The sequence below is a fragment of the Streptococcus sanguinis genome (genome assembly GCA_013378335.1).
In the GTDB taxonomy this organism is placed as follows: domain Bacteria; phylum Bacillota; class Bacilli; order Lactobacillales; family Streptococcaceae; genus Streptococcus; species Streptococcus sanguinis_I.
In genome coordinates, this window is sequence record CP040556.1 from 594616 (window position 1) to 614015 (window position 19400).

General features: G+C 36.8%; 15 protein-coding genes. 14 read left to right on the forward strand and 1 reads right to left on the reverse strand.

The window, feature by feature from the left end:
* Positions 1-23: 23 nt before the first annotated feature.
* The 9 genes from FFV08_03165 (at position 24) to FFV08_03205 (ending at position 13868) form a co-directional block, all read left to right on the forward strand.
* Positions 24-1709, forward strand: coding sequence for a DNA cytosine methyltransferase (locus FFV08_03165; GenBank protein QLB51745.1), 1686 nt, complete (start codon positions 24-26; stop codon positions 1707-1709).
* A 32-nt stretch (positions 1710-1741) separates the two neighbouring features.
* Positions 1742-4225 carry a hypothetical protein gene (locus tag FFV08_03170; GenBank protein QLB51746.1) on the forward strand — a complete coding sequence of 828 codons (2484 nt, stop codon included), beginning with the start codon at positions 1742-1744 and terminating at the stop codon, positions 4223-4225.
* Positions 4222-4629, forward strand: coding sequence for a hypothetical protein (locus FFV08_03175; GenBank protein QLB51747.1), 408 nt, complete (start codon positions 4222-4224; stop codon positions 4627-4629). Before FFV08_03170 ends, FFV08_03175 begins: the two co-directional genes overlap by 4 nt.
* Positions 4611-5399 (forward strand): hypothetical protein, encoded by a 789-nt coding sequence (locus tag FFV08_03180; GenBank protein QLB51748.1) that lies wholly within the window; start codon positions 4611-4613, stop codon positions 5397-5399. Before FFV08_03175 ends, FFV08_03180 begins: the two co-directional genes overlap by 19 nt.
* Positions 5396-7963 carry a DNA/RNA helicase gene (locus FFV08_03185; protein QLB51749.1) on the forward strand — a complete coding sequence of 856 codons (2568 nt, stop codon included), beginning with the start codon at positions 5396-5398 and terminating at the stop codon, positions 7961-7963. Before FFV08_03180 ends, FFV08_03185 begins: the two co-directional genes overlap by 4 nt.
* 467 nt (positions 7964-8430) lie before the next feature.
* Complete coding sequence (gndA, locus tag FFV08_03190) at positions 8431-9855, forward strand: NADP-dependent phosphogluconate dehydrogenase (protein QLB51750.1); 1425 nt, start codon at positions 8431-8433, stop codon at positions 9853-9855.
* 9 nt (positions 9856-9864) lie between these two features.
* On the forward strand, positions 9865-10554 hold the full coding sequence (locus FFV08_03195; GenBank protein ID QLB51751.1) for a response regulator transcription factor: 690 nt from the start codon (positions 9865-9867) through the stop codon (positions 10552-10554).
* Positions 10555-10842: 288 nt separating this feature from the next.
* On the forward strand, positions 10843-13035 hold the full coding sequence (locus FFV08_03200) for a PTS glucose/maltose transporter subunit IIBCA (GenBank protein QLB51752.1): 2193 nt from the start codon (positions 10843-10845) through the stop codon (positions 13033-13035).
* Positions 13036-13052: 17 nt separating this feature from the next.
* Positions 13053-13868 carry a hydrolase gene (locus FFV08_03205; protein ID QLB51753.1) on the forward strand — a complete coding sequence of 272 codons (816 nt, stop codon included), beginning with the start codon at positions 13053-13055 and terminating at the stop codon, positions 13866-13868.
* Positions 13869-14044: 176 nt separating this feature from the next.
* On the opposite strand, the gene FFV08_03210 is transcribed toward FFV08_03205, so the two are convergent.
* Positions 14045-14539, reverse strand: a complete 495-nt coding sequence (locus FFV08_03210) for an excalibur calcium-binding domain-containing protein (protein QLB51754.1) — start codon at positions 14537-14539, stop codon at positions 14045-14047.
* Positions 14540-14753: 214 nt separating this feature from the next.
* Between FFV08_03210 and nrdR the strand changes: the two genes are divergently transcribed.
* Genes nrdR through FFV08_03235 form a run of 5 tightly spaced genes read left to right on the forward strand, consistent with a single transcriptional unit; the run spans position 14754 to position 19378 of the window.
* The gene (gene nrdR, locus FFV08_03215) at positions 14754-15227 is read left to right on the forward strand and encodes a transcriptional repressor NrdR (GenBank protein ID QLB51755.1); all 474 of its coding nucleotides are present in this window, start codon (positions 14754-14756) and stop codon (positions 15225-15227) included.
* Positions 15228-16412, forward strand: a complete 1185-nt coding sequence (locus FFV08_03220) for a helicase DnaB (GenBank protein QLB51756.1) — start codon at positions 15228-15230, stop codon at positions 16410-16412.
* Positions 16413-17312: a primosomal protein DnaI gene (gene dnaI / locus FFV08_03225; protein ID QLB51757.1), complete on the forward strand. Its 900-nt coding sequence runs from the start codon at positions 16413-16415 to the stop codon at positions 17310-17312.
* Complete coding sequence (locus FFV08_03230; GenBank protein QLB51758.1) at positions 17309-18025, forward strand: NADPH-dependent oxidoreductase; 717 nt, start codon at positions 17309-17311, stop codon at positions 18023-18025. The genes dnaI and FFV08_03230 overlap by 4 nt, the downstream gene beginning before the upstream one ends.
* Before the next feature lie 42 nt (positions 18026-18067).
* The gene (locus FFV08_03235) at positions 18068-19378 is read left to right on the forward strand and encodes a ribosome biogenesis GTPase Der (protein QLB51759.1); all 1311 of its coding nucleotides are present in this window, start codon (positions 18068-18070) and stop codon (positions 19376-19378) included.
* Positions 19379-19400 lie beyond the last annotated feature (22 nt).

The following is a 19400-nucleotide window of genomic DNA, read 5'->3' on the forward strand; positions in this document are numbered from 1 at the left end:
CAAACAAAAAATAATGTAAGATAATAGGTAGAATTGTGAAAAGTAAGAAGAAAAAAAAGAGATTAACCGTGATTGATTTTTTCTGTGGAGCAGGTGGTTTTTCAGAAGGATTTCGTAGAGCGGGCTATGATGTTATTATGGGAATTGATGTTTGGCAACCAGCAATCACGACTCATAATTTTAACCATGGGCTAAACGATAAAGTTAAGAGCGTACTTGATTTTGAAGATATTGATGAAATCAATAAGTTGCCAGATTCGGATATTATCATTGGTAGTCCCCCATGTCAATTATTTTCTCTTTCTAATCAAGGTGGGAATGCTAACAAAGATTTGGGTATCCATCTGATTAATACTTTTTTTAAGGTAATTGCTGTAAAGAAATTTCAAAAGAATTCTAAACTAAAAGCATGGTTAATGGAAAATGTTCCAAATTCTCAAAACTATGTCCAAGAGGAGTATACTTTTGAGGACTTGGATTTGGTAAGTTGGGCCGTTTCTCAGGGGTTAAATCCAAAATCCATTGCCATCAAGTCTAAATATAACGGTGGGGTTTTACATGCAGATGATTATGGTGCAGCACAGGCAAGACGTAGGTTCGTCAGCGGGGAAATAACTAAGACTGGTGAATTTCCATTTCCTGATAGGGTTGCTAAAGAGAAAGTTACTTTAAATAAATTATTTAGAAATTTTCCAGATCCATTAGATCAATCGCCTGTAGAATTTATAACAGATCCAAATTATCCAAATGAATCTGTTAAGTTTGAGGATTTTAAAGATCATTTTTATGATACAGGTGTCTATCAAGTACAATGGCAGAAAGCTCGGGATTTAAAACAGAGACATCCTTATATGGGTAAAATGTCGTTTCCTGAAAACATGGATAAGCCGAGTCGTACAATTATGGCAACACAATCAGCTAGTACCAGAGAAGCTATTTTATATAAATCTGGTTATGATAGAAAAGGTGATGGTGAGTATCGCTTGCCAACCATAAGAGAAGCAGCCTGTATTATGGGGTATCCTTTAGATTATCAATTTTTTGGTGATGAATCTACAAAGTGGAGACAGGTAGGCAATGCGGTTTGTGTTCAACTATCCTATGCTTTGGCTATGAAAATTTTAGAATTAATAAAATTTCCAAAATTAACGGCTAAGCTTATAGATAAAGATATCAATCAATTTAAATATTTAGATAATAAAGAAATAAAAGAATTTAATAATCCTCCAACACGAAATGAAAAAGCCTTGTTTAGACAATTTCCAATTAAGTCAGGGAACATGACAGTCGATTTGACTAATAAAATTAATGGAGAAATCGGTAACTGGGGGGTTGTAGCACATGCTGGTACTGGTAAAGGATTTAAAAGTATTATTGTTTCAAGAAAAAATCAGCTAGAAGCAAAAGAGTTATTAGTTCTAAATCATAAAGAAATTGTTGAAAAAATAAATAATAGTTTAATAATTAAGCAAATTTCTAATAATGACTTAAACGAAAAAAACAAGAAATATGGATTTGATGATGAGGATTGCACACATCCATACTATATTGTAAAAAGTATATCTAATATTATTATGGATTATTTACAAAAATATGAAGATAAGAGCATAGATGTATCCAATACAGAATTAGCAGAATTAAAGGAGCTAATTCCTCTGAGTCAACTTTTGTCGTTATACGCTGTTAGCGTAATAATTTATGGTCAATAATGATAATTAATATTTTCTAGCGGGGAGATTACATGGAAGAAGAAGCTAATAAAACAATATCAATTTATTTCTTATGCAAATTTGGCTTAAGTAATCGAATTGCAAAAACACTGTGTGGTAAGAGGGTCGAGTTAATTGATTTTTTTGTAAGAAACAATCATGGACTGTTTAATAAGATAAGTAAAAATAAAATCGAAAAAATAAATTTGTATTTAAGTGATTGTATTTTAGAAATTAACAAAAATCCAAATATTTTTGATGACATTAGAATGTTGTACTCAGTAGGCGCTAAAATAGTGTTTAGTAAAATTTATCATATGACTGACTCAATTGATGAACTGGTTATAATGTTGAAAAATAATAATTGGATGGAAATGGGTTTAAAATCTGCTTCTGTTAAGGCTACTGTTCAAATAGATAAATATTCTGAATTATTGTTTAACTTTAATATAAAAAACGAAATTTTAAAATGGAAGACGTTTACTATTTTTCTTGAAAAATTTAAAATCAGAAATTCTGAACTGGATTTTTTAGGTCTTCAGGCCTCAATAATAAAACAACTTGAAGATATGCAATTAATTTTCAAAAGTCAAGTAGATGATGCATGGTGCTTATTTATTGAAAATCTTACTTTTAGTGAAGAAATTATTAAGGTATATGGATTGGACATGGAATTTTATTTGAAAGAAAGGAGTTATAAAAGTGGAATCGAAGAAAAGCTAATATCAATTGACTCTTTTTTTCAATCTTCTTTTAAAGATATTAATTTTTTAAAAGAAAGACTAGACGGAAAGACTCTTGAAGAAATTGGGAATTCAGTTGGAATTACTCGGGAAAGAGTGAGACAGAAAATTAATAGGTCTTTAAAAAGAATACCTAAAATTTATGAAGTTGAAAAATTTAAAGATTTATATCAGAGATTTGATGTATCTGAAGATATATTCAGCACTATATCAGAATCAGATTCCAGACTATATAATTTAATGGGACTCCTATACACGAAAGGAGAGGAAGATATTCTCGATGAAATCTTAAAAGGGAATTATTCTGATGAAGTAAAGAGATATATTTTAAAAAAACGTAACAAATTTGCTTCTAACGGGAGAGTATTAAAATTAACTAGAGAGAATTATATTATAGATATTTTACGAAGGTATAAAAATCTCCAGTTATATTTTAAGACTGATGAATTATTCTATCTTATCAAAGAGGAAGCTAATGATTTTCCACAGATTTTACCCAAAAGTGAAAGGGCTCTTGAAAGTCAGTTGAATAGATATCAGCACATTGTTTTTTCTCTAGGGAAGGGTTATAGGTACCATCCTTTAGAAATAAAAGAACACGAAAAACAGGAATTACTTTCTCTTTTTGAAAACCTAGACGATGGTGCATATAGTATGAATTACATTTTTGAAACTAATCCAGGTGTGATGGAACGATTTGATATTCTATCTGGATCAGAATTGCACAATATATGTAAAAAATATAATATATTGACTGAAAACATACATCTAGGTCGTAATCCAGAATTTATAGCAGGAGAAAAAGATAAAAAAGACTATATAGTCGATAATATGTCTACTTATGAAGGAATATCTTTAGAGGAATTTTGTATTGATATGAATCAAAAATTTGGTTTGCATAAGGGTTCATTATCATCGTTTATATCCTCTAAATTAAGAAAATATATTCTAGATGGTAAAATTCATGTGGATAAGTCTAATTATAATGAGATAGCTTCTAATATTCTTCCGTATTTGAATAGATATATATATTCAAAACAAGATTTTATATCTATAATAAAAAAATACAGTGGGTTACAGGAAGTATCGCAATCGTTAATTTTTTCACTAGGTTTTATACTTAGGGGAGAGTTAGTAATAAGTTCAAAGTACAGAGGTGCTAAAGATGCGTTAACTACATTAATTTTATCTCAAAAAGTTTTTCATGCAGATGAAATCTCTTTTAAAAAAACAGTAGATTATTATAGCACGATATACAACCTTGAAAAGAAATTAAAGATATTAAAGATTTCAGAAAATACTTACATTAACGTTGAATTCATGATTCAGAGAGGATTTGAATTAGAGAAACTTAAAAGTTTTATAAAAGAAATCGAAATTTTGGTACCCTCTAATTCTTATTTCTCTATAATATCTTTATTAAATGATGGTATAGAATTTTCTCTATTAGATGATGGAATAGAGTTAATATCTTTGGATCGACTTATTAATATTTCTAATAAAACTAAACCTGTTAGCATTGGTTTTCCTAATATTTACTTCAAAGGAGATGTAAAGAGAAATTTAAATGATTTTTTAGTTGATTCCTTACTACAATTAGGTTCAGCGAATATTGAAGATTTTACGGATGATTTAAATAAGAAATACGGAATCAATTTGGATGAATACAATGTTCGGCTTAGATTAGTTGAATGTGGAGCATATTATTCTGATAAGTTAAACAAAATTTATATAAATAAAGAAGATTTTTTAGAAGAGGTATTTGGCAGATGAATTTATTAGATTATGACTTGGGTGATGCAATCGCTACAAAAAAACTTTCATTACAAGGCGAAAAAAAAATATTTGAAGTATATCGGATTCCAATCAAACATCTTGTATATAATAAGAAGAACGGAAGAATTGCAACTTATGTTTCTCAATATTTAGACGAAGGAAATGAGTTCCCAGAAGATGTAGAACAATTTAATAATATTATCGAAACATATATTGAGAAAAGTAATAGCGATGCTTTAAAAAAGACCAAAGCGAATATAAGAATTATGTCGCAGACAGAGCCAGCAGTTGTCTTATCTAATGGAATAGTGCTAGATGGGAACAGGCGTTTTACATCTTTACGCCAACTTTCTAGGAAGGGGCTGGAGCAGAGTTTAATTATTTGGAAGCAGTTATTCTAGATAGCAAAAAATATAATGAAAAAGATATAAAGCGTTTAGAATTAAATTTACAACATGCTATTGAAGCACGTGTTGATTACAATCCTATAGATAGGTTGGTTGATATTTATAGAGATTTAATTGAAGACGATGGTGTTTTTACTCCTGAGGAATATAGTCGTGAAACACAAATTTCTTTAAGTAAAATTAAGGAGGATATTGAAATTTCGAAACTAATGATTGATTATCTTGATTTCATTAAGAGACCTTTAAGGTTTCACATAGCTCGTGATCAGAAAATTGATGGCCCAATTCGTGAAATACATAAGATTTTGAAGAGTAATAGGATTGATGTGGAATCCAAGGATGATATTCAAGAATTTTTATTTCTTAATATAATGTCGTTAAATGGTGACATATCTAGAAAAATTCGTGATTTAAGACCAGTTATAGAAGACAAGCAACTAGGTACAGAATTGTTAGACGAAATCGATGAGACAGAAATTTTAGACGATGCAGTTAAATCGTTTTCTGAGAATTATAACAAGGAAACAGTTAGTTTAGATATCCAAATACGAAGTAAAGTTTCAGAATTAACTGAGGGAATGGTAGAGCGGAAAAAAATACAGAACGCTAAGAATCAACCTTTCGAAATTTTAAACAAAAGTTTTAAAATTTTAAGAGAAATTGATTTGGATTCATTGAATCGCTTGGAAAAAAATTCAAAACAAGAATTTCATGAATTACTAGTTCAAGTTGCTAATTTTGTTGAAGAGTTAAAAAACATATGACATTTTCAGATTTAGAATTTAAAACCTTTTACTCTACTAAAGATGATAATATTCCTGAATCATTTTATAATTTGGTCTTAAAGGAAGCTGTTCTATATAACAGAGTTAGTGGATATTTTAGCAGCAAATCTTTGGCATACTATACAAAAGGAATTCAAAATTTATTGCTTAATAACGGAAAAATGCGTTTCATAATTTCTCATGAAATATCTGAGCAAGATTATGAAGCAATCAGATTGGGATATTTTAATAAGTCTAAATTGACAAGCGATTTGTTCAAAAACTTTAATTATGATGACTCAGACGTTTCTCTAAAAATTAATATTTCTAATTTAGCTTATTTAATAGAAATTGGACTAGTAGAAATAAAAATAGGATTTACCCATTCTGGCTTATTTCATGCAAAATATGGGATGTTTCTAGATGATTTAGATAATATGGTGTTTTTTACCGGATCGTTGAATGAGTCAGAAGCAGCGTTTGCAAAAAATTACGAGGAAATCACAGTTTTAGATAGTTGGACTCAGTCAGAACAGCAACTTAGAACAAAGCTAAAAGAATTTAATAAATTGTGGGATGGTGAAAATGATGATGGTTATATTTTTGTAAAGTCAATTAATGAGATTGTTAGATTAAGATTAATTAGTTATAGTAAAGGAAAAATTATTTTAAATAAAAATATGCTTAAAAACGAAGCGTTGATATTGTATTTCAATAATGACCTAAAATTTCAAAATAATCTAATCAAGCAAAAGATAGATTTTAATCAGCGTTCTATAAATCAGTTATCCAAAAAATATTTTCTTAATGCTTCATTAACAACATTTAAAACAGATTTAAATTATACAGATATTGAAGAAATCATTAAGCTCCTTAAACGATATGGAAAACGAACAGATACCCAAATAATAATAGATGATTCGGTATACATGTATATCCAAAGTAATAAGTTTCAAATTGAAGAAATGAAAAAACTTGGACTTGCACTCAAAAACAAAGATGAGATGTTTAAGCAGGAATTTGACGTTTTCAAAAATATCGTAAATCAAGAAGTAGATAGAGAGTTATATGATATTCAATATTGGTTAAGTTTCTATCAGGTTTGTATGAAAAGGGCTGCTAATTTTTCTGTTCCAGGCGCAGGTAAAACGTCAATGGTGTACGGTTCCTTTGCCTATCTTTCTAGTCCACAAATAAATAAAGCAAAAAGGATTGTTGTTATAGGTCCAAAAAATTCCTTTTTATCATGGAAAGAAGAGTTTAGAAATGTGTTTGGAAATAAAAGGAGTCTGAGAGTTTTAGATATACATGCATCCGATTTTGTCAGTGAAATGATGTATAAAAATACTGATAATTATAGTCTTGTATTAATTAATTATGAATCGCTTATAAAACATAAGGAAGCTCTATCAAATATAATTGATGAGGAAACATTGTTAGTTTTTGACGAAGTACATAAAATAAAAAGAATAGGATCAGAACGAGCCAAGGTTGCAATAGAATTGTCATGTAAATCTACTTATAGACTTGTTTTAACGGGAACACCAATCCCAAACTCATATCAGGATATTTGGAATTTTTTACATATACTTTATAATTTTGAATATAAACAGTATTTTGGATTTTCTCAATCAGAACTTAGTCATTTATCTCCTACTGAATCACAGGAAATAAATGAAAAGTTATCACCATTCTTTTGGAGAGTAACAAAGAATCAATTATTAGTTCCAAAGGAAAACGAGGATCAATTAATTAGAGTGACAGCCAACGATACGGAGCAGTTAATTATTGATATTTTGTGGAAAAAGTATGGTCATCAACCATTTAAACTCTATATTAGATTAATCCAACTTTCTTCTAATCCTACCCTTTTAATAGAAAAGATTACTAAAGAAATATATGGCGATTATGGTGTTGATGAAGAACAGCAATTAATAAATTATACTGACGAGCTTCCAAACTATACGAATTATGAGCTGGATTTAATAAAATCATTAGAAAATTCGTCTAAGTTTGATAGATGTATTTCTCAATCAGACTCTCTTTTAACAAAGAATAAACCTCATATTATTTGGTGTATTTTTATTGATACCATAAATAAATTGCATGATAAAATACAGGAATTGGGTGCAAGAGTAGCAGTAATCTATGGCAGTATACCATCAGAGGAGAGAGAACGGATTATAATAGATTTTCAAGCTGGTCGTTATGATGTTTTGATTACCAATCCGCATACATTAGCGGAATCAATTTCATTACATATGATTGCTCATGATGCCATTTACTATGAATTCTCATTTAATCTAACTCATATGCTTCAATCAAGGGATAGGATTCATCGTTTAGGCTTGAAAGAAGGTCAGGAAACAAACTATTTTTATCTTTTTATGGATGGACAAGAAGGATGTAGAAATACTATAGATTATAAAGTTTATTCTAGACTTTCTGAAAAGAAAAAGCTTATGTTGGATGTAATAGAAAACCAAGAATTACATTGTGAATTTTCTATAGATGAGCAGGAAGAAATATTAGAAATTATAAAGGAAATAGATAACGATAAATGAAAGATAACATTTATCAATGATTTCTTATTGGATTGTTTAAGTCATACTCAGAGAATATGAGATTAGAAAACTTTATTTGCAATAATATTCTCTCAGATGTTTATGCAATTTTCCTTTCACAGAGTTTTACTTTTCAATAGTCCTTATTTCATACTATTATTGATAGCAATGATTATTCTTTCATATAGAGTCTTATCACATCATTGCTAAGGTTGATGATGAAGATTTTGTGGTTATGAATATTCATGGTAGCGAAGCAATGAGAACTCTATCAATTTAAAGGGCAGAATTGAACCTACGTTTAAAAAAAAACAACTATCTAGCTTTAAAGTAAATCTCCACAACCAAGTTCAGTTAATCTGTGCTTGGTTTGTCTATCCCTCCCTCTTTCATCCTTCACCGACTTAATACTTTCTTTTAAGTCTTAAAAATGATAAAATAAGACAAACAAACTATAGGAGAACATAATGACTAAAGCAAATTTTGGTGTTGTTGGTATGGCTGTTATGGGCCGTAACCTTGCCCTAAATATCGAATCTCGTGGCTATACAGTTGCCATTTATAACCGCTCAGCAAACAAGACGGAGGACGTCATTGCCTCTCATCCTGAGAAAAACTTTGTGCCAAGCTATGATGTGGAGTCTTTTGTGAACTCTATCGAAAAGCCACGTCGGATTATGCTGATGGTTCAAGCTGGCCCTGGTACAGATGCGACTATTCAGGCGCTGCTTCCTCACTTGGATAAGGGAGATATCCTGATTGACGGTGGGAATACTTTCTACAAGGATACCATTCGCCGCAATGAAGAGTTGGCTAACTCTGGTATCAACTTCATCGGTACAGGTGTTTCCGGTGGTGAAAAGGGCGCATTGGAAGGACCGTCTATTATGCCGGGTGGTCAAAAAGAAGCTTATGAGTTGGTAGCGGATGTCTTGGAAGAAATCTCTGCTAAAGCTCCTGAAGACGGTGCACCATGTGTGACCTATATCGGTCCTGATGGTGCTGGTCACTATGTAAAAATGGTCCATAACGGGATTGAATATGGAGATATGCAGCTAATCGCTGAGAGTTATGACCTGATGCAGCACTTGCTGGGGCTTTCAGCTAGTGAAATGGCAGACATCTTTACGGAGTGGAACAAAGGCGAGCTAGACAGCTATCTGATTGAGATTACAGCGGATATCTTGACACGCAAGGACGATGAAGGTCAAGATGGTCCAATCGTTGACTACATTCTGGATGCGGCTGGCAATAAGGGAACAGGTAAGTGGACTAGTCAATCTTCTCTGGATTTAGGTGTTCCGCTGCCCTTGATTACTGAGTCAGTCTTTGCGCGTTACATTTCGACCTACAAAGATGAGCGTGTGGCAGCTAGCAAGGTATTGCCAAAACCAGCTGCTTTCAGCTTTGAAGGAGACAAGGCAGAGTTGATTGAAAAGATCCGTCAGGCTCTTTATTTCTCAAAAATTATGTCTTATGCTCAAGGTTTTGCTCAATTGCGTGTAGCTTCTAAGGAAAACAACTGGAACCTGCCGTTCGGTGAAATTGCTTCTATCTGGCGTGCTGGCTGTATCATCCGTGCTCGTTTCTTGCAAAAGATTACAGATGCTTATGGCCGTGATGCTGACCTAGCTAACCTACTATTGGATGAATACTTCATGGACATTACGGCTAAGTATCAGCAGGCAGTGCGTGATGTTGTCAGCTTGGCTGTGCAAGCAGGAGTACCAGTGCCAACTTTCTCTAGTGCTATTGCTTACTTTGATAGCTATCGTGCGGAAAATCTGCCAGCTAATCTAATTCAGGCTCAGCGTGATTACTTTGGTGCTCATACATATAACCGTAAAGATAAAGAAGGTACCTACCACTATTCTTGGTACGACGAAAAATAGGATAGGCCTATGGCAAAGCGAATTTTACTAGTAGAAAATGAAAAAAATCTTGCCCGATTTGTGAGTTTGGAACTGCAAAAGGAAGGCTTTCTTGTAGATTTAGCTGAGACTGGTCAAGAGGGACTGGCTCTGGCTAAAGATGTGGATTATGACTTGCTCTTGCTCAACTATGATCTTCAAGATATGACAGCCAGCGACTTTGCTAAACAGCTGAGCTTGATTAAGCCAGCGTCCGTCATTATCGTTCTGGCTAGTCGCGAAGAGATTGCAGAGCAGCAGGAAGCAATCCAACATTTTGCTGTTTCCTACGTGGTCAAGCCTTTCATTATCAGTGATTTAGTGGAGCGCGTCTCCATCATTTTCCGCGGGCGCGACTTTATCGACCAGCACTGCAGCCTCTTGAAAATTCCGACCTCTTACCGCAATCTGCGAGTGGATATTAAAAATCATACGGTTTACCGCGGTGAGGAAGTCATTGCACTGACACGGCGGGAGTACGATCTGCTGGTAACCCTGATGGGCAGCAATAAGGTCATGAGCCGTGAGCAACTGCTGGAGCGTGTCTGGAAGTACGAGAGTGCAACCGAGACCAACGTTGTAGATGTTTATATTCGTTATCTGCGCAGTAAAATTGATGTGGAGGGGCAACCAAGCTATATCAAAACTGTTCGCGGTGTTGGTTATGCCATGCAAGAATAGAAAATTAAAGACTCTGTTCTCTTTAGGAGACGGAGTTTTTTTGCGCTTGTTACAGGATTGATAGAAGAAATAATGCGGACTTTCTGGTTGTTTTATGCAATCGTTTTCGTTAAAATATAGCAAGAATATGGCTGGTAAAGAGAAATTTCAGCCTTTGGGATGCAAAAAAAGAGAAAATATTTTTATAAAAGCCTTTACAAAATAAAAAATCGTGCTATAATAGATGTATCGAAATGCAAACGATTTCACAAAAACGGACTTGTTTGCAAAAAATATAAGGAGGTCTGAATGATGAAAGATTCATTCAAGAACATTTTTAGCTTTGAATTTTGGCAAAAATTCGGTAAAGCTTTGATGGTGGTCGTTGCTGTTATGCCGGCAGCAGGACTGATGATTAGTATCGGTAAGTCTATCCCGATGATTAATCCAAATCTAGGTGTTTTAGTCACTATCGGTGGTGTTTTAGAGCAGATTGGTTGGGGTGTTATTGGTAACCTGCATATCCTCTTTGCTTTGGCTATCGGTGGAAGCTGGGCAAAAGAACGCGCTGGCGGTGCCTTTGCAGCTGGTCTGTCCTTTATCCTGATTAACCGTATTACTGGTGTCATGTTTGGTGTTACCAGCGATATGCTCTCAGATAAAACAGCTGTAGTTAAAACAATGTTTGGCGCATCTATTAAGGTTTCTGATTATTTCATCAGTGTTCTGGAGTCACCAGCTCTGAATATGGGTGTCTTTGTCGGAATTATCGCAGGTTTTGTTGGAGCAACAGCTTACAACAAATACTATAACTTCCGTAAATTGCCAGATGCCTTGTCATTCTTCAATGGTAAGCGTTTTGTACCTTTCGTTGTTATCTTGCGTTCAGCTATCGTAGCAATTATTTTGTCATTTGTATGGCCAGTTGTTCAATCAGGTATCAACAGCTTTGGTATTTGGATTGCTAACTCACAAGATACTGCGCCAGTTTTGGCACCATTTATCTATGGTACTTTGGAACGTCTCTTGCTTCCATTTGGTTTGCACCACATGTTGACCATCCCAATGAACTACACAGAGCTAGGTGGTGTTTACCACGTTATTGTTGGTTCTGGTGCGGGAACAACGGTAGCTGGTCAAGATCCACTTTGGTTGGCTTGGGTAACTGACTTGGTTGGTACGAAAACAGCTGATCCTGATACTTATAAGCACTTGCTTGTGACTGTTCACCCAGCTCGCTTCAAAGTTGGTCAGATGATTGGTTCCTTCGGTATCCTTATGGGGGTAGCAGCAGCTATCTATCACAATGTGGATGCTGATAAAAAGCACAAATACAAAGGTATGATGATTGCGACTGCTCTGGCAACCTTCTTGACAGGGGTTACTGAGCCAATCGAGTACATGTTCATGTTTGTTGCAACTCCACTTTACTTGGTCTACTCAGTTGTTCAGGGTGCTGCTTTTGCAATGGCTGATATCGTCAACCTTCGCGTACACTCATTCGGTTCTATCGAATTCTTGACCCGTACACCAATGGCAATCAATGCTGGCTTGGGGATGGATATCATCAACTTCATTTGGGTAACGATTCTCTTTGGTGTTGTGATGTACTTCATTTCTAACTTTATGATCAAGAAGTTCAACTACGCAACTCCAGGACGTAACGGTAACTATGAAACAGCAGAAGGTTCAGATGAAGCTTCTTCATCAGAGTCAACTGGCGGTAAAGTTGCTGCTGCTTCTCAAGCGGTAAATGTTATCAATCTTCTTGGCGGCCGTGCTAACATCGTTGATGTAGATGCATGTATGACTCGTCTGCGTGTGACTGTCAAAGATGCTGAAAAAGTTGGAACAGAAGAGCAGTGGAAAGCTGAAGGCGCTATGGGATTGGTTATGAAAGGCCAAGGCGTTCAAGCTATCTACGGACCAAAAGCCGACGTTCTTAAATCTGATATTCAAGACTTGCTGGACTCTGGTGAAGTGATTCCTGAAACACTTCCTAGCCAAAAAGCAGAATCAGCGGCTGCCGAAGTTTCTTACAAAGGTGTGACTGAGGAAGTTGAAACTGTTGCGGACGGTCAAGTCATTGACTTAGCAGATGTTAAAGATCCGGTCTTCTCACAAAAAATGATGGGTGACGGATTTGCAGTTGAGCCAGAAAATGGTAAGATTTATTCACCAGTTGCTGGTACAGTAACTAGCGTCTTCCCTAGCAAGCATGCTATCGGTCTTGTGACAGATAACGGCCTGGAAGTCTTAGTACATATTGGTTTGGAAACTGTTAGCCTTGAAGGTAAACCATTCGAAGTTCATGTTTCAGAAGGTCAAAAAGTTGCAGCTGGAGATCTTCTAGTAACGGCTGACTTGGAAGCAATCAAAGAAGCAGGACGTGAAACTTCAACAATCGTAGTCTTCACAAATGCAGCAGCTATCAAGTCTGTGACAGTAGAAAAACTTGGTCAAGCATCTGCTAAGACAGTTGTTGCTAAGGTTGAATTGTAATATAGAAAAGAGAAATCATGGCAAAATTCCTGACATTAAATACTCATAGTTGGATGGAAGAAGAGCAAGAAACTAAGCTTAATCAGCTTGCAGAACGCATTCTTCAAGAAAAATATGATGTCATTTGCCTGCAGGAAGTCAATCAATTAACGGAGTCTGAACAGGTTGTTCAGGCTCCTTTCTATCAGGCGGTTGAAGGAGCGATTGCGATTCATCAAGACAACTTTGCTCTATGTCTGGTAGAAAAGTTGGCTGAGGCAGGACTGGACTATCATTGGTCCTGGGCCTATAATCATATTGGGTTTGATATTTACAATGAAGGAGTGGCAATCCTATCTAGAAATCCTATGGCTCCTAGAGAAGTTCTGGTATCAGAGGCTAATGATCCTACGGATTACCATACCCGCAAGGTCTTGCTAGCCGAGACTGAGGTAGAAGGTCAATTGCTGACAATTGCCTCCTGCCATTTGTCTTGGTGGGATAAAGGATTTCAGGGGGAATGGGCTAAGCTTGAAGCAGAGCTGCTAAAAGCAGAAAGTCCTCTGGTCCTCATGGGTGATTTCAACAACCCGGTTGGCCAGCAAGGCTACCAGACCATCTTAGCCAGTCCCCTGAAGCTGCAGGATAGTCATACCGCTGCAAAAGAAGCTAGCGGAGAGGCAACAGTAGAAGGGACTATTGCAGGCTGGGACGACAATAAGCATGCTCTGAAGATAGACTATGTTTTCACTAGCCAAGGGATGGACGTTGAGCGCTCCGCTGTCGTTTTTGACGGGAAAGCAACACCTGTTGTCAGTGACCACTTTGGTTTAGAAGTGCAAGTGACATGTTAGTATAATTAAAAGAGGCTGGGACAAAAGTCCAACCTCAAATATAAAAAGCGAACAAAACTAGTTTTCTGGTAATCAGAATTCTGCTTTGTTCGCTTTTCGCATTTAATTATAGATTTGAAGGGCTTAATAATTAAGATTTTTAAAAATTGAAATCTTTTTGTCCCAAACTCTTTTAATTATTTCTCACATCCGATACCATCACCATCTCTATCAAGGTGACGACCATATCCAGGTTGTCCTTGGTAAACGGGTGCAGCACCAGCTGCTCTTGCTTCGGAGCAATTTTTGTAATAAACATTAGCTTGAGGCTGTTCTTGAGCTACTTGAGCATCTGCTTCCTCTTGTTGCTTTTGAGCCTCAGCGGCAGCTTCTTCTTGTTGCCTTTGAACTTCCGCAGCTTTTTGAGCTTCTTCTTGTGCTATTCTTTCCTTTTCAGCTTTTTCAGCAGCTTCTTTTTCTTCTTGTTCAGTCTTAGCTTTTTCTGCTTTATCTATTTTGGCTGAATTATTTTGTGTAGATGAACTACTACTTGATGAGCTGATACTTGAAGAAGATGACGAGAGACTAGGAAGAGCTTCTGTATTATCTGTGTCTGAAGAGCAAGCAGCAAGAGATGCGTAAGCTAGCAAGATGCAAAAGTAGGCGACGATTTTCTTATTTATTAATATCATAAAAATCTCCTTTATGTATAATGATAGCGTTTCCAAATCTATTGTATAAAAATTTATATAGAAAAAGAATAACAGATTGCTATTAATTGTCTAATTTCTATCAAAATAACTTACAAAAAAAGATTTTCTCAATTGTTATTACATCAAACCGCTGTCTTTTGTTATTCTTGAAAACGTGTTATAATGAAGTATTAGGATTCTAGGAGGAAATGGTATGCGTTGTCCGAAATGTGGTGGAAATAAATCAAGTGTAGTTGATAGCAGACAGGCAGAAGATGGAAATACAATCCGCCGCCGCCGTGAGTGTGAGGAATGTCAGCATCGTTTCACGACCTACGAGCGCGTCGAAGAGAGAACCCTAGTGGTTGTCAAAAAGGACGGGACACGTGAGCAATTTTCTCGAGATAAGATTTTTAACGGTATTATTCGATCCGCTCAAAAACGGCCAGTATCTAGTGACGAAATAGAGGAGATTGTCAACCGAATCGAGCAAAAGGTCCGCAGTCAGAGCGACAATGAAATCAATAGTGAATATATTGGATCCTTAGTCATGGATGAACTAGCTGAGCTGGATGAAATCACCTACGTTCGTTTCGCCAGTGTTTACCGGAGTTTCAAGGATGTGGGCGAGCTGGAAAGCCTGCTCAAGCAGATTACCAAGGGGTCCAAGAAGAAAAAGGACAAATAAATGAAACCAAATGATAAATTTTACTTTATTAAAAATTATTTTGTAAATTTGAATATTGGTGATTTGATTAGGTGTTACTTGCCTATCATCGGTATGGGCTCTTCTTCTGTTTACCAATTTCTTGTTGCTATATGGGATAACGGTAGTAAACCACATCAATTTAGTGAAATACTTAATCATTTGAATTTTGGTTTTAATACTTTACAAGATAGTTTTGATTTGTTGTCAGCTATGAAGCTTATTGAAATTTATGAGCAAAAAGATTCTCAAAATCAACAAATTTTTGGGATTGTATTATATCCGCCGCTATCTACTCAAGATTTTTTAAAGCATAATGTATATAGAACGTTACTTGAAAAAAAAATAGGTGAAACCTGTGTTTCGAACTTTGAAAAAGTAAATTTAATTCATGAGAAAAAAATATCAAAAAACTTTTCAGATGTTTTTGATGATTCAGGAGAAAATTTTATTACGAATCGCCCACAGAATGATTTTGAAATAGAACATTTTGAACGACTGATGGCTAGAGATTTACTGAGGTTCGAGAATAAGGATGACAGTATAATTGCTCTCTATAACATTTCTGAAAAATATAAAAAATCTTGGTTTGACGTGTATCAAGTTGCTAAAGAAACAGCTGTTGATGATGTTATTTCTATAAAAAGAATTAAGAACTTTTTTAAGAGCAGAACACAAAATTCGAGTAAAGTGATATTTTCTGATTCGGAGAAATCTCTAATTTCAGTAGCAAAATCTAAAACTCCAATTGATGTGCTGGCTGAATTTAAAGAGAGTAAGTATTCGGGTATAACTGGGTCTGAAAAGGAAGTATTAAAATACGCTAAAAATCTTGGCTTGCTGGATGAAGTAATAAATGTAGCTCTGTTTGATTATTTTAATAGATATACGGATACTAGTAATCTAAAAGCTAATCTTTTTAAAGCATTGGTGAATGATTATTCATATAGAGGACTAAATCAAGCTGAAGATGCGGTGGAATTTTTGTCTAAGGAAATAAAATCTCAAAAGCAAGGGGAATTTAAAGGAAATAATAAAACTCATAAAAGCAACGTACCTGACTGGAGTCAGCCAGATTATAAAAATGAAACGAGCGCAGAGAGGCAGGCCGAGCTAGAAGAGCAGAAACGTCGACTCTTAGCCAAACTTGAAGGAGGAGGCGAATAAATGGAGAAAATAGGAAAGAATATGCCTCATATGAATAGGGTGTGGCAGTTTGACTATCAGGAGCTGGTCAAGCAGATTATGGCCGATCCAGATGTGGCAGCCTTTATCCAGCAGGAAAAGCTGACCCAAGCTGAGATTCAGCGTAGTGTCTCCAAGTTTAACCAGTATATTACGGAGCGCAACCGCTTTTTGCTGGGGGATGAGACCTATATTGCCAAGGGTTATAAGCCAATCTTGGTGAAAAATGAAGGCTATGCGGATGTTGCCTATGAAGAGACGCCTGAGTTGATTGAGCAGGAGAGACAGGAGGCCATTAGAAGCCGTCTCAATCTTATCAGCCTACCAGCCAGTCTCAAGGAGGCTAGTCTGGCTCAGGTGGATCTGGACGATGATGGCCGCTACAAAGCTTTTGAACTGTTGACCAACTTCGTTGCTGAGTTCCCGAATTATCAGAAGGCTGTTTATCTCTACGGCGATTTTGGGGTCGGTAAGAGTTATATGATGGCTGCTCTGGCGCATGATTTGTCAGAAAAACGCAGTGTTTCAACGACACTGCTCCATTATCCAAGCTTTGTTTTAGATGTTAAGAATGCGATCAGCTCTGGCTTGGTCAAGGAGAAGATTGATCAGGTCAAGACAGCTCAAGTGCTGATCTTGGATGATATCGGTGCAGAGCAGTCTAGCCCTTGGATGCGCGATGAGATTTTGCAGGTCATTCTCCAACACCGTATGCAGGAAAATCTGCCAACTTTCTTTACTTCTAACTTTAAGTTTGCAGATTTGGAGCGTCACTTTGCCAGCTCTAAGAATGGCGATGAGACATGGCAGGCCAAGCGGGTTATGGAGCGGATTAAGTTTCTGGCTCAGGAGGTGCGCCTAGAAGGAGAGAACCGCCGATGAATGAAACGATTAACTTGATGAATGCTCACACGTCTGTTCGCCGCTTTACAGAGGAGCAGATTTCGGATAAGGAATTACGTGCTATCATTGATGCTGGGCGGGCTGCGTCCAGCTGGAAGAATTTCCAGTCCTATTCGATCATTGTGGTGCGAAGCAAAGAGAAAAAAGAAGCCCTCTTTGACTTGGTGCCCCAAGAAGCCATTCGGCAGTCTTCAGCCTTCCTGCTTTTTGTTGGCGACCTCAATCGTGCCCAAAAGGGCGTTCACATGTATACGGAAGACTTTTATCCTGAGGGAACGGAGAATCTCCTGATTAGCTCAGTAGATGCTGCTTTAGCTGGACAAAATACCCTGTTAGCAGCTGAAAGTTTGGGTTATGGTGGAGTAATCATTGGACTGGTTCGATATGCTGCCAGTCAAATAGCAGAGCTTTTTAAGCTACCGGACTACACTTATCCAGTCTTTGGGATTGCTCTGGGAACTCCCAACCAGAACCATGTAGTCAAGCCACGTCTGCCTTATGAAGCAGTGGTCTTTGAGGAAGAATATCGTGAGCAGGATCGTTCCACTATTCAAGCTTATGACCGCGTACAGACTGAATATGCTGGCGAGCGAGCTAAGGAAACTTGGAGTCAGCGCCTAGCTGCCCAATTTGGTCAAGAGCCTAATCAAGCTATCGACCAACTATTCAAAGAAAAGAAATTAGAAAAATAGGGCGGAGTTTGGCTCTGTCCTAAAGAATGAAAGAGGAAAAACATGGCCTTACCAACTATTGCCATTGTCGGCCGGCCTAATGTCGGCAAGTCAACGCTCTTCAATCGGATTGCCGGTGAGCGGATTTCCATTGTGGAAGATGTTGAAGGGGTGACCCGCGACCGAATCTATGCGACAGCAAGCTGGCTCAACCGTAAGTTTAGTATTATTGATACGGGCGGAATTGACGATGTTGACGCGCCTTTTATGGAGCAAATCAAGCACCAGGCTGAGATTGCCATGGATGAAGCGGATGTCATCGTTTTTGTCGTGTCTGGCAAGGAAGGTATTACGGATGCGGACGAGTATGTGGCTCGCATGCTCTACAAGACCCATAAGCCGATTATTTTAGCGGTCAATAAGGTCGACAATCCTGAAATGCGCAATGAGATTTTTGATTTCTATGCGCTGGGCTTGGGTGATCCATTCCCAGTTTCCTCAGTCCACGGGATTGGTACAGGGGATGTTCTTGACGCTATTGTTGAAAACCTGCCAAATGAAGAAGTAGCTGAAAATCCTGATATGATTAAGTTTAGCTTGATTGGCCGTCCTAATGTCGGCAAATCTAGCTTGATCAATGCAATCTTGGGGGAAGACCGAGTCATTGCTAGTCCAGTGGCTGGTACAACGCGTGACGCTATTGATACGGTCTTTACAGACAGTGAAGGTCAGGAATTTACCATGATCGACACGGCTGGTATGCGCAAGTCAGGCAAGGTCTATGAAAATACGGAAAAATACTCTGTCATGCGGGCCATGAGGGCGATCGATCGCTCAGATGTCGTTCTCATGGTGCTGAATGCAGAGGAAGGAATTCGTGAGTACGACAAGCGAATCGCTGGCTTTGCCCATGAAGCAGGAAAAGGTATTGTTATCGTTGTTAATAAGTGGGATACTCTGGAAAAAGATAACCATACCATGAAAGACTGGGAAGAAGATATCCGTGACCAGTTCCAGTACTTGTCTTATGCCCCGATTATCTTTGTTTCTGCCCTGACCAAGCAGCGTCTCCATAAGCTGCCAGACATGATTAAGCAAATCAGTCAGAGTCAGAATACCCGTATACCATCAGCGGTGCTCAATGATGTTATCATGGATGCCATCGCGATTAATCCGACACCGACCGACAAGGGCAAACGCCTCAAGATTTTTTATGCGACTCAGGTAGCAACTAAACCTCCGACCTTTGTCATTTTTGTCAATGAAGAAGAACTCATGCACTTCTCTTACCTGCGTTTCTTGGAAAATCAAATCCGCAAGGCCTTTGTCTTTGAAGGAACTCCGATTCACTTGATTGCAAGGAAGCGCAAGTAGGAGTTGGAAAACAGCAATTTGA